The 12,393-nt window shown below is 37.9% G+C and carries 12 protein-coding genes; 7 read left to right on the top strand and 5 right to left on the bottom strand.

The features are described 5' to 3' along the window. Window positions 1-3 precede the first annotated feature (3 nt). Window positions 4-351: a ribosome silencing factor gene (gene rsfS, locus QOL76_RS10370; protein ID WP_283412888.1), complete on the bottom strand. Its 348-nt coding sequence runs from the start codon at window positions 349-351 to the stop codon at window positions 4-6. A gap of 62 nt (window positions 352-413) precedes the next feature. On the opposite strand from rsfS, the gene QOL76_RS10365 reads away from it, so the two are divergent. Both QOL76_RS10365 and ahcY read left to right on the top strand, forming a co-directional pair. Further along, window positions 414-1,172, top strand: coding sequence for a biotin--[acetyl-CoA-carboxylase] ligase (locus QOL76_RS10365; protein ID WP_283412887.1), 759 nt, complete (start codon window positions 414-416; stop codon window positions 1,170-1,172). Between the two features lie 83 nt (window positions 1,173-1,255). Continuing rightward, window positions 1,256-2,575, top strand: a complete 1,320-nt coding sequence (gene ahcY / locus QOL76_RS10360) for an adenosylhomocysteinase (protein ID WP_283412886.1) — start codon at window positions 1,256-1,258, stop codon at window positions 2,573-2,575. Between the two features lie 57 nt (window positions 2,576-2,632). On the opposite strand, the gene QOL76_RS10355 is transcribed toward ahcY, so the two are convergent. Next, on the bottom strand, window positions 2,633-3,442 hold the full coding sequence (locus QOL76_RS10355; protein ID WP_283412885.1) for a hypothetical protein: 810 nt from the start codon (window positions 3,440-3,442) through the stop codon (window positions 2,633-2,635). A gap of 98 nt (window positions 3,443-3,540) precedes the next feature. Between QOL76_RS10355 and QOL76_RS10350 the strand changes: the two genes are divergently transcribed. Then, window positions 3,541-4,410 carry an SDR family oxidoreductase gene (locus tag QOL76_RS10350; RefSeq protein ID WP_283412884.1) on the top strand — a complete coding sequence of 290 codons (870 nt, stop codon included), beginning with the start codon at window positions 3,541-3,543 and terminating at the stop codon, window positions 4,408-4,410. Window positions 4,411-4,487: 77 nt separating this feature from the next. On the opposite strand, the gene QOL76_RS10345 is transcribed toward QOL76_RS10350, so the two are convergent. Beyond that, window positions 4,488-5,555, bottom strand: a complete 1,068-nt coding sequence (locus QOL76_RS10345) for a PAS domain-containing protein (RefSeq protein WP_283412883.1) — start codon at window positions 5,553-5,555, stop codon at window positions 4,488-4,490. A 305-nt stretch (window positions 5,556-5,860) separates the two neighbouring features. Here QOL76_RS10345 and QOL76_RS10340 point away from each other — a divergent pair, with 305 nt between their 5' ends. Next, the gene (locus QOL76_RS10340) at window positions 5,861-6,592 is read left to right on the top strand and encodes a DUF2092 domain-containing protein (protein WP_283412882.1); all 732 of its coding nucleotides are present in this window, start codon (window positions 5,861-5,863) and stop codon (window positions 6,590-6,592) included. 18 nt (window positions 6,593-6,610) lie between these two features. Further along, window positions 6,611-7,609 (top strand): DUF6515 family protein, encoded by a 999-nt coding sequence (locus QOL76_RS10335; protein WP_283412881.1) that lies wholly within the window; start codon window positions 6,611-6,613, stop codon window positions 7,607-7,609. A 69-nt stretch (window positions 7,610-7,678) separates the two neighbouring features. Here QOL76_RS10335 and QOL76_RS10330 read toward each other — a convergent pair whose 3' ends face one another. Then, window positions 7,679-8,176, bottom strand: coding sequence for a DUF4494 domain-containing protein (locus QOL76_RS10330; RefSeq protein ID WP_283412880.1), 498 nt, complete (start codon window positions 8,174-8,176; stop codon window positions 7,679-7,681). Window positions 8,177-8,395: 219 nt separating this feature from the next. On the opposite strand from QOL76_RS10330, the gene QOL76_RS10325 reads away from it, so the two are divergent. Continuing rightward, window positions 8,396-10,702 carry a patatin-like phospholipase family protein gene (locus tag QOL76_RS10325; protein ID WP_283412879.1) on the top strand — a complete coding sequence of 769 codons (2,307 nt, stop codon included), beginning with the start codon at window positions 8,396-8,398 and terminating at the stop codon, window positions 10,700-10,702. On the opposite strand, the gene QOL76_RS10320 is transcribed toward QOL76_RS10325, so the two are convergent. Continuing rightward, complete coding sequence (locus QOL76_RS10320; RefSeq protein WP_283412878.1) at window positions 10,696-11,175, bottom strand: Mpo1 family 2-hydroxy fatty acid dioxygenase; 480 nt, start codon at window positions 11,173-11,175, stop codon at window positions 10,696-10,698. The two genes, QOL76_RS10325 and QOL76_RS10320, sit on opposite strands and share 7 nt — an antisense overlap. 76 nt (window positions 11,176-11,251) lie before the next feature. Between QOL76_RS10320 and QOL76_RS10315 the strand changes: the two genes are divergently transcribed. Next, window positions 11,252-12,379 (top strand): NAD(P)/FAD-dependent oxidoreductase, encoded by a 1,128-nt coding sequence (locus tag QOL76_RS10315; protein WP_283412877.1) that lies wholly within the window; start codon window positions 11,252-11,254, stop codon window positions 12,377-12,379. The last annotated feature ends 14 nt before the right edge of the window (window positions 12,380-12,393 follow it).

Here is a 12,393-nt window from a genome sequence, read left to right as displayed (position 1 = left end):
TTTTTATCCAACTCGGGTGACTTTGGCGTCCCCCCAAAGGTCTTCTAATCCATAAAATGCTCTTTTATCTTTAAGGAAAATATGTGCCACAACGTTCACATAATCTACTAAAATCCACTGACGGCTACTTTTTCCCTCAGTTTTCCATGGATTTCCTTGGCCACTTTTAAATACTTGTTCTTCAATCGAATCCGCTATAGCGTCTAATTGTGTATCAGAATTGCCCGAGCATATAACAAAAAAATCAGTCACGGTGTTTTTGATATTTCTTAGATCCAATAAAACAATGTCTGAGGCTTTCTTTTCCTCCATTCCTTTGATGATTACTTTGCTCAGCTCTTCTGCTGTCATATTATTCATTTAATTTTGCAACGTCGCGTATAAAACATCCTTTTTAGACGAATTCAAAATTTATGTATAAAATTCTTGCCAATACGATTTTTTTAGGGAAAGATGTTCATTTCCTGCCAGAGTGTCACTCGACTAATGACATTGCTCTTAATTTGGTCAGGCAAAAGCGTGCCTTAGAAGGGAGCATTGTGATCTGTGACCACCAAAGCAAAGGCAAAGGTCAGCGAGGGAATAGTTGGAGCTCGCAAGCAGGACAGAATTTAACATTCTCCCTGATTCTTAGACCTGATTTCATGGATATAACCGAGCAGTTTTACCTAAATATGGCAATATCAAATAGTTTGAAACAAATGCTTCAAGATTATGTGCCCACTATAGAGGTAAAGTGGCCAAATGATTTGGTTGTTCCTGGGTATGGAAAAATAGGTGGGATTTTGATCGAAAATACATTTTCTGGCAAGGAATGGGAATTTGCTGTAGTTGGAATTGGGCTCAATGTCAATCAGGTTGATTTTGAATCTAATAGAGCTTCTTCGATTAAATTGATCACAGGTAGCGAGATTAATTTAGAAGAATTGTTTCGGCTTTTGATTACTCAAATTGAGCAAGGGTATATACAATTGAAGAAAGGGAAGTGGAAAGAAATAAAACAGGAGTATCTGATGAACCTGTACCGAAAAGAAATTTGGGCTAATTATTCATCAAATGGAGAACAATTCGAAGGAAAAATTGTTGGAATATCTGCGGATGGGAAATTAAAAATAGAGTTAAAAAATGCTGAAATAGCGGTTTTTGGATTGAAAGAGATCTCTTTCCTATAGTCCCTTAAAATTTTAGATTCCAAATATTAAGCGGTACCTTTGCGCAGGTTTTTAGTGAAATTAATACGTTAACTATCAATAATATGTCAGAAATAAAATCTGAAAAATTCGTTCAATACAAGGTTAAAGACATTTCCTTGGCAGAGTATGGAAGAAAAGAAATTAAACTTGCTGAGGCTGAAATGCCAGGTTTAATGTCTTTGCGTGAAGAATATGGTGCATCTCAGCCGCTTAAAGGTGCTAGAATCGCAGGTTGTCTTCACATGACTATTCAGACTGCTGTATTGATCGAAACTTTAGTTGCTCTTGGGGCTGAAGTTACTTGGTCTTCTTGTAACATTTTTTCTACTCAAGATCACGCTGCTGCTGCTATTGCTGCCGCAGGAATTTCAGTTTATGCTTGGAAAGGTTTGAATGAAAAAGATTTTGATTGGTGTATTGAGCAAACCTTGTTTTTCGGTGAAGATCGCAAGCCATTGAATATGATTTTGGATGATGGTGGAGACTTGACAAACATGGTGTTGGATCAATATCCTGAGCTAGTACCTGGTATCAAAGGTCTTTCTGAAGAGACTACCACCGGAGTGCACAGACTTTACGAAAGAATGAAAAAAGGTACTCTTCCAATGCCTGCTATCAACGTGAACGATTCTGTTACCAAATCTAAATTTGACAACAAATACGGATGTAAAGAATCATTGGTTGATGCAATAAGAAGAGCAACTGATGTGATGATGGCTGGTAAAGTAGCTGTAGTGGGTGGATATGGTGATGTAGGAAAAGGTTCTGCTGCGTCTCTTCGAGGAGCTGGGGCTCGTGTAATCGTTACTGAGATAGATCCAATCTGTGCGCTTCAGGCAGCAATGGATGGCTACGCTGTAAAGAAAATGACAGATGCTGTGAAAGAAGCAGATATCGTGGTCACCGCCACTGGTAATAAAAACATTATCACTGAGGAGCATTTCAGATCAATGAGAGATAAGACTATCGTTTGTAACATCGGTCACTTCGACAATGAAATCGATATGGCTTGGTTGAATGGTACTTACGGGGATACTAAAATCGAGATTAAACCTCAGGTGGATCTTTATAACATTGATGGAAATGAAATCATTGTTTTAGCTGAAGGTCGCTTAGTGAACTTGGGTTGTGCAACTGGTCATCCATCTTTCGTGATGTCAAACTCTTTCACAAACCAAACTTTAGCCCAACTTGAACTTTGGAATAATACGGACGCCTATAAGCCTGGAGTTTATGTATTGCCAAAGCATTTGGATGAAAAAGTTGCTGCTTTACACCTTTCAAAATTAGGTGTTGATTTAGAAGTGCTTTCTCAAGATCAAGCAGAATACATAGGTGTAACTGTTGAAGGTCCATTTAAGCCTGACTACTACAGATATTAATAGACGTACAAGTCAAAATAAAGCCCTGAATAATATCAGGGCTTTTTTTGTGCTTATTTATTTTGGGTTCAAAAGTAACTTTCTTCCGTCGGGTAATTTGGTGTTTGCTGCTACTTTGCAACTATCCATCAATTCATAGGTTGTTAAATAAGATACTTCAGAATTTCCTCCTCTGGAAACAAACCAGTCCTCGACACCAGCTGCAGGAAGAATTTCATTTTCCTGTAAGCAAGTGACAAAGCGGTTTGTGGGGCTGTTAATAGCTATTTCGAATTCTCTACCCACCGGATTTGTACCCTTTATACTTCCAATTGAGCTGATACTGGCCAAGGTATCCTTAATGTAGGTTTTTGTGTGGGTGAATTTTCCGGAGAATTCTGTGCTAAGCTTGGTGTCAGTAGTTTCAATTAGATCAGTAAATTCTTCCTTAATCTGGTTGAATCTGTCAGAGGAAAAGGATCTAGTACCCTCTATTTTTTTTGTACCGAAGTAATATTCATCATAAGTTAAAGTCCATCGGTTTAAAAGGCTACTTGAAGAGTTTTCAAAATTGATGGTCAGTTTTCCGCTTCTCCCGTATTCTCCTGATTGAATACAAGTAGTGCTAGCCATAAAATGTAAGGTTACCTCTTTGGCTTCTTGGTTCAAAAGAATTGCTGGACAGCTAGGTAAATTGAGGGAATCAACTAATTGATATTCCTCCCAAGATATCAGTGCGAAATACAAGCTTTCATTCCAGTCCTTAGAGATGCTGAACAATTGAGATGCTTCCGTCGCCAAATCGGTCTGGATTACTTTTTCTTCATCTTCTGCACAACTCATCAAAATTGGAACTAGCAGAATCAGACCGAAAATAAATCTTCTCATTGAATGGTGATTAAAAATATTAGAGTTGGTTTAATCTTCGTCCTTCAATTACCAAGCCGAAATAACTATCTTGGAGTTCGACGATAAACCACAAATTTATGATTTTAGCAGAAGGAATGCTTAAACCGGGAGCATTGAAAGGCAAAAATATTATTATAACTGGCGGAGGAACAGGACTTGGTAGATCCATGGGAGAGTATTTTTTAGAACTGGGGGCCAATCTGGTAATCACTTCTAGAAAGCTTGATGTACTGAAAGAAACTGCTCAAGAAATGATGGCTGCAAAAGGAGGGAAGGTGATCCCGCTGGCATGTGATGTGAGGGAAATTGAACAAGTGGAAGCTATGTGGCTAGATGCTACTGAGCAATTAGGGCAAATTCATGTTGTATTGAACAACGCTGCTGGCAATTTCATCAGTCCTACAGAGCGGCTTTCAACTAATGCTTTTAATACTGTTTTGGACATTGTATTGAAAGGTACTTCCCAAGTGACTCTTACAGCGGGTAAAGATTGGATCGCAAAAAAGCAGTCTGGTACATTTCTAAATATTGTCACTACATATGCTTGGACAGGTTCAGGTTATGTTGTTCCATCTGCTGCAGCCAAGGCGGGAGTACTAGCTATGACACGTTCTTTGGCTGTAGAGTGGGCAAAATATGGTATTCGATCTAATGCCATCGCTCCAGGTCCATTCCCTACCGAAGGAGCATGGAGTCGTTTACTTCCGGGAGATTTGGTTAAGAAATTTGACCCCGCTAAGAAAGTGCCTGTCGGAAGAGTTGGGGAGCATCAGGAGTTAGCTAATCTAGCTGCTTATTTAGTTTCTGATTATTCCAGCTATGTAAATGGTGAAGTAATGACTATCGATGGTGGGGAATGGCTGAAAGGTGCAGGCGAGTTTAATAATCTCGATCAAATACCTGAAGAAATGTGGGATATGATGGAAGCCTCAAGAGGAAAAAAGTAATGAGCCCCAAAGTGATTTGGGGCTATTTAAAAGCAAAATGGAAGATCAGGAAACTTTAAGTTCCTGGTCTTTTTTGGTTAAAATGGAGAAGAATTTGCCTCATTTGATAAATCATTTTCGATGGACTTATTTTTTTGAACAGATTCCTTGATGCTTTTTTTGAGCGACTGATCCAATAATTTTGTTTCTTTTTTAATGAGCTGCACAAGCCTTTTAGATTCATCGTTTTGAGGCTCACTATCCAGTATTTCAAGTATGCCTAGAATATTTGCTACTCGTGCGCGGAGCGTATGAGACTGTTCAAATGCAAGTTCTTTCAAGAAGTAGTGGTGCTCTTTAAGCCAGATTTCCTGTTTTTTTCGATCTGTAATATCCAAAATGCAGCCTAAAATTTTGGTGGGGTGACCAGTAGTTGACCATTCAATAGTCTTACCAAACCCTAAAGCCCAAATAGTCTGATTTGATTTTTGGTTGATCCTGAATTCCTTTTTGAAAGGAATATTACCCGCAGTCTTAAAATGATTACCTAAATCAATTAATAAGTTTGGGAAGTCCTCGGGATGAATATGTTTTTGCCATGAAATAGGAGTACTTCCCATCAATTCATCTTGGGTGTAGCCGAGCATTTGCCCCAGACCTTGGCTTATTTTATCTCCTTTTTTGGACACATCAAATTCCCAAAAACCAAGTAGTTTATCCTCTAAAATGCTGTCAATAATTTCTTTTCCCTCATTGGTAGCGCTATCAAAGAAATCTCCTAAACCTAAATTGTAAGGCATAGGTTGGGAAACTGGATGACCTATCCCCAAGCAAGTGCCAAAATCTTCACTTATAAAAAAGAATTCCCATTTTGTATCAACCAAGTCGCCTCTAGGATGTACAATTTTTTGAAGGTCAACAATAAAAGATTGATGAGAGTTTTTCCAAGCTTTTATTCTCTGGTTCTCATATTTCCCCCAATTAGATGCAACAAAGCAATCAGAAAAATAGATTGGTTTTTCTTTATTGTCGAAAAAAGTCGGTATTGGACCAATGCCAGAATCCGATGTAATGACCCGCCCAGTCTTGTCCAAGGTAACTTGAAGAAAGTACTCGGATACTATAGCTAGCTGACTGAGGCCTTTAATGGCATCGTAATCGTTCATCTTGTAAATTTAAAGAATCCTCAGGTTATAAACTTCAAAATACAAATATATTTATATGAAATACATAAAAATACATTTATTCATCCAAAAACGTTAAAAAGGTTACTTAGTGTCCTGTTTTTCAAACATAGTTTCAAGCGCCCCTAAATGGGGTAAAGTGGATAAATATAGTAGCAGAGATTCAATTGATTTTTCTAGTTTTACAGAAAATGCTAAATATTTATTAGATCATTGATTGATGATTTCCATTTTGTATTCATTTCTTTATATTTAATATTAATTTTTAACTAAACTATACAGTTCGTATGATAAGGAAAATTTGTTTTGGGGCCATATTGATCTTCTTAGGTCATCTAGCTCAAGCCCAAGAGAAAAAAATGGATACCACAGCATTAATGATTTTGGATAAAATGAGTGGTATGTTTGGTGAGTTGGGTTCAGTAGGATTTACCTCGAAAGTTTCAAAGGACGTTGCTTATGCTGATGATTTTTTTATAAAAGAATTTAGTTCAAGTACTGTGAAATTTGTTGGTCCTGATAAGTTTTATGTTCGTGTGACAGGCGAAAAAAGGGAAGACCTATATTCTTACAATGGATCTCAGGTCATTTATTATTCTTTTGCCAATAATATATATACTGTTGCTGATGCTCCTAGTAATTTAATAGAAACAATAGATTGGCTATATCAAGATTTTGGTGTGGAACTCACCACGGCAGATCTCTTTTATCCGACTTTTTCCAAGGATTTTGTAGATGAAATGGATTATATCGAGTTTATGGGTGTCACTCATATCGATAATCAGCGGGCATTTCATATTGGTGCGGCGAATGAGCATGTCACCATCCAACTATGGATCTCTGACGATGGGTTTTACCTTCCGATGAAAACAGTTCTAACGTATTTAGATGGAGCTCAATCTCATCAGCATGAGACAGATTTTTCAAATTGGGAATTAAATACTGTTTACCCTGAATCTATGTTTGATTTTTTGCCGCCTCCAGGAGCAAGACAGATTACATGGATTAAAAAGGATTAAATCATAAAATCGAACGAAATGAAAACATATAAAATAAAATTAGTAGCACTAGCTATTGGGATTTTTGCCTTGCTTGTTTTGCCAGATATGGCAGAGGCACAGCGCATGAGAGGAGCAGCCGCAGGAAGAGGTGGTGCTAGACCCACTACAACTCGTCAGGCACCTTCTAGGACACCGAGTAGAACGGTTTCCCGACCTACACAATCTAGACAAACCAGCCGTCCGGCAGTAAATAAGGCCTCAAACTCCAGTTCAAGATCCACTGTAAATGGCGGATCAAGTCGAGTGACTAATAAAACTACGAACAACAGTAAAGTTGCCAATATCAAGGATAATAAAGTTGGGAATAACTCAGGAAATAATATTGGAAATAAGGCGAATATTGGGAATAAGGTGAACATTGATAATAGTAAGGATGTGAACATCAATGTCAATAATAGCAGGAACAATATCAATGTAAGGAATAATCGAAACGTTGGATATCGTCCGCCTTATCGACCTTATCCACGACCACCCGTGATCTGGGGAGGTTTTGGTTTCTCTTGCTTTAGACCTTACTATTACCATCCTTTCAGGCCATTTTATTGGGGGCCAATGTGGCATCCCTGGGGTTTCTTCATCGCTACTTTAGCAACTACAGCGATCATAGTGTCTGTGGAAAATCAAAAATATCACTACGATGAAGGTGTTTTCTATGAAGAAGCTGATGGTGGCTATGTTGTTGTGGAAGCTCCTCAAGGTGCTACGGTGAAAGTTATTCCAAGTGATGCGCAAACGGTAGAAGTCAGCCCTACTGTGAATAATTATTATTATGGAGGTACTTACTATGAGAAAGAAAATGGAGAATATACCGTAGTGGCTCCACCTGCAGGTGCTACTGTGGATCAACTTCCAGAAGGTGCTGAAGAAGTCAAGATTGGTGATCAGACTTATGTGAAATACGGTGACACTTACTATTTGCCAGTACAGGTAGATGGCAAAGATGCTTATGAAATCGCTCAAGTTGAAGAACAGTAGATCAACTCTCTATTAACCAACAAAAAAGGCCGCAGTTCGCGGCCTTTTTTGTTGGTTAATAGTGGTCAATTATTCTTCGTCTTGAGTAACTTCTGAAACCGGTCTGAAATTACCTTCAGGTAATTGATCTGCCACTTCGTCCCGCTCAAAAGGGAAAACTTCTATAATTGGGCTCTCTACAATATCTGGAACTCTAAAGCTTACGAGCATATTTCCTAAGCTTTCCTGAATTCTATCGTAGGCTTCTTTTACATCGTTTGCGGTTACAATCATATATTGAGTGACTTTTTTCTCTTTTCCACTCTCACCATCTGCCACCATATAGGATATTTTACATTTATGCCAAATGTCAGCATCCTCATAAAAGAATACATCTACTATATTGCTTTTGCTGATACCTGTGACTTGAAAGTCTCCCCTAATCTGAGATGCTAGCCTATCATAAAGAATTGCTTCTGCTTCTGTAAAAGATACCGCATCTACTAAATATGCCTCAGAAATATTCTTAAGCAAACCCTGCTCATTCTCCTTTGCATATTTTACTTTGCATAAAAACCAAGTTCTCATAATTCTTTCTATTTGAGCTTCGAAGGTAAAATATATCCTTTGAAGCGCAAGGGTGTTTTCGGCAAAAGCAACAGCTTGTATGCGCTAGAGTTTAGTAACTCCTTGATTTTCAATTCAATTTATTTGTTAGAATATATAGTCTTCACAGACCAGAATTGGATTGACGAAAAGATTGTGGAGAGTTAAAGAAAAGCAGTAAATTATCGCAAAACCAATTACATGCGAGATAAAATCTGGTACAGTTTTCCAGTCCAATTATTTTTACTTCACCTGAGAAAAAATCTAGGGCTTGTACTCATCTGGTTGGTACTGATGGGGGTGATAATGGAATACTTCGGTGTGATGCTGGGGATTCCATTTCTATTTCTAGATCCTGAATATTTGCATCAAGTGTCTTGGGTGAGTTATTTTTTAATGGGAGTTGGATTTGCTGTTTTGACTATGGCATTTCATATGTCCACCTACATTATGGACGGAAGCCATTTCCAGTTTTTAGCAATTTTGAGCAAGCCATTTATTCATTATTGTGTGAATAATGGAATAATTCCACTCATTTTTTATTTGGTATATATTTTAAGATTTATAAGTTTCCAACTTGGAAATGACCTTCCAAATGATTGGGAAGTATTGTATTATTTTCTTGGTTTTGTGGGGGGGAGTGTCATCACATATGCTGTAATATTTGGATATTTCGCTTTTACAAATAAGGATTTCTTTATTCTTTTTGCTGGGACTGTAGACAAACGACTTCGAAAGGTAAGATTGACACGGGCAAATGTAATTAGCCAGTATAAAGAGCTTAAAACTCAAAATTACAAGGTTCTCTACTATTTAAATCTTCACCTTAGGCCTGAAAAGGTGAGACCGGATATTTCAAGATTTGAGGGTACAAAGTTGCTAAGGGTATTTGATCAGAATCATCTAAACCTCTTTGTAATCCAAGTATTCCTGATCCTCTTTGTCCTATTTTTAGGGTTTTTCAAGGAGAATCAGTATCTCCAATTACCGGCAGCTATGAGTGCCACGCTCCTGTTTGCCATATTAGTAATGCTGGTCGGAGCAGTTAGTTTTTGGCTGAGAAGATGGGCTTCATTTGCTGTGGTGGCTTTCCTCATTCTGGCAAATTATTTCAGTAATTTCAATTTTTTAAATCGCCCACACGAAGCATACGGGTTAGATTATTCAAAGCCTCCAGTTACTTACAGCCTTGCCCATATGGATAGTCTTTTGAGTCCTGAACTGGTAAAAGAGGATAAAAATAATGTACTGAATATTCTCAATAATTGGAAAGCAAAATTTCCTAATGAAAGAAAGCCTAAAATGGTGATGGTAGCATCAAGTGGAGGGGGGCAGCGTTCAGCTTTATGGACTGTAAAAGTTCTACAGAGTATATATGCAATAGATGAGGGAGAGGTTTTAAAGCATACTGAGTTATTTACTGGGGCTTCAGGTGGTGTCTTGGGCCAAGCATTTTTTAGAGAGGTTTATCTTAGATCATTAACTGACTCTTCAGTATATCCTCTAGATGAAAAGTACCTAGATCAAATATCAGCTGATAATCTTAATCCAATTATTTTTACACTGCTCGTTAATGACTTGTTGATTCGAAATCAAAATTTCAATTACAATGGTCGCAAGTACCTAAAGGATAGGGGTTTTGCCTTTGAAAATCAATTAAACCAAAATACTGAAGGAATCCTGGATAAGCCAATCTCTGAATATAGGGATCCGGAATTTACCGGGAGTATTCCATTACTTCCCGTTACTACTTTAATAACAAACGATGGAAGAAAACTTGTGATTTCTCCACATTCCATGTCATTTTTTGGAACATCGATGCTAGGTAAATTTGGTTTGGATGAGAAGAAGCAGTCGATAGATTTTCTTCGTTACTTCCAAGATCATGACTCGAAGAATTTAAGATTTCTCACTGCTTTAAGGATGAGTGCAACCTTTCCTTTTATCACCCCAAACATAGAACTTCCTTCGCATCCAGCGATGGAAACAATGGACACTGGTTTGTCTGATAACTTTGGGATTCAGGATGCGCTACGCTTTATGTACGTTTTCCAATCATGGATTAAAGAGAATACAGGAGGAGTAGTTTTAGTGACTATTAGGGATTCTGAGAAAATCACAGAGATAGCTCCGAGCTTTCCCCCTAGAATTTTTGAGAAGGTATTTACTCCTTTGAAAAACATATATGCGAATTGGGATAATGTGCAGACGATTCAGAATGAAGTGCTTTTCAATTATATGGTAGAGTCAATGCCTTTTAACCTGGAGAAAATAGAATTTGAATATGCTCCAGAAAAAGTACAAGTGGAAGAATTGACAGAAAGTCAGGAAACCATGCAGCGTGCATCTTTGAATTGGAGATTGACAGCAAGAGAGAAGAAATCTATCTTGGAAAGTATTTATACGCTTAAAAACCAAAGGTCTCTTAGTAGGTTAAAAGAGCTTTTTACCAGAACTCAGCTAGAATTGGCAGATAGTGTGGTCGTCAATAAGATGGCTTCTCAATAAGCAAGTCCCCACTTTTTGTATATAAAGTGCATCAACCATGCTGGACCAATCAGCAAAAACTGAAGGTCTTTCAAGAATGTGGGTTTTTTACCTTCAATCTTATGTCCATAAAACTGCATGATCCAGGCCAAAATAAACAACCCAAGGCTAATCATCCATAGTTTCCCTGGAAAATACAGATTTATAAAATTGGCTAATGCTAAACACACGGCAGAAAATAGAAACATTCCTAAGGTAAGCGGTATAGAAAGCATGAGGTAATATATCAAGACAAGGGTCAACACCACCGTCGCCCAATTGGCAAAATTTTCAAGGAATGGAAGGAGATTAGGTAGTGGATCCGAGGGAATACTAAATATAAGCCCGACAATACTGAAAAAAATAGCAGGCACGCAAACCCAGTGAATAAGCTTATTGGTCATGTTTTGATGACTCTGACCATACTCGTGGAATAACTCATCGATTTTTCTCATGGTATTTTGGGATTATATCGCTTAGATTGAATTAAAATACTAAATCTATTTTAATTCCTTTTTTCTTAAAATCGAAATGTTCAGTTATTGGGAGAAAAAACACTTTCTTGAGTACGACCTCATAGTAGTAGGATCTGGCTTTGTTGGTCTTTCTACCGCTATCCATTTTAAAGCGAAACACCCCCGTTCAAATATTCTTGTATTGGAACGAGGTGTATTTCCTACTGGTGCAAGCACCAAAAATGCAGGATTTGCATGTTTTGGGAGTTTGACGGAGATATTGGATGATTTTTGGCACATGACCCAAGATGAGATTCTCGCGCTTGTAGAGCGTAGATATAGGGGCCTTATGGCCATCGAAAAGCAGTTTGGCGCTAAAAATCTTGGATATGTGCAGTCGAATGGATACGAACTTTTGGAGGAGAGCCAGAGCGAAGCGTTAGATCAGATGGGTGCTGTGAATAAAATTCTCAGGCCAATATTTAAAGAAGATGTTTTTTCGCTTGTGAAGAATCGCGAGAAAATGGGTTTTGCTGATCAAATCAATTACATAGTCAAAAATAAATTTGAAGGAGAACTTGACCCTGGGCTGTACATGACCTCCCTATGGAAATTGGCACAGGAACTAGGTGTACGAATATTAACAGGTATATCAGTTTGTGAAATTCTGAAAGATGAAGGAATAGTCTTGGCAGAAGATGGTGCAGGAGAAATCAATATGGAGTTTAAAGCCAATAAAATTGCTATTTGTACGAATGCCTTCACCAAGAAACTTTGGGCGGAGTCAGACATTCAACCTGGCAGAGGGTTGATCCTTTTGTCCGAACCTTTGGATTTTAAAATCCCATGGAAAGGTACCTTCCATATGGATAGAGGTTATGTCTATTTTCGTCAGATTGACGGAAGACTACTTCTAGGTGGAGCAAGGAATAAGGATTTTGAGGGTGAAAAAAGTACTGAATTTGAAGTAAATCCGAAAATAAAATCTCACTTGGAAAAATTGGCAACTGAGGTAATATTTCCTAGTAAAACTATTGCTTGGGATATGAAATGGACTGGAATAATGGCTTTTGGTAAAATTAAATCTCCTATTATTCAACAATTAGGTGTAAATACTGTTGCTGCGGTTCGTTTAGGCGGAATGGGTGTGGCGATTGGTTGGCAAGTTGGAAAGGAGCTTTCTGCCCTTTTGTCCAAGATGTAATTAATATTTTTTCA

The organism is Algoriphagus winogradskyi, from assembly GCF_900182815.1.
GTDB lineage: Bacteria > Bacteroidota > Bacteroidia > Cytophagales > Cyclobacteriaceae > Algoriphagus > Algoriphagus winogradskyi.
Note: the sequence above shows the minus strand (reverse complement) of the source record. Positions and strands in the feature narration are given on the sequence as shown.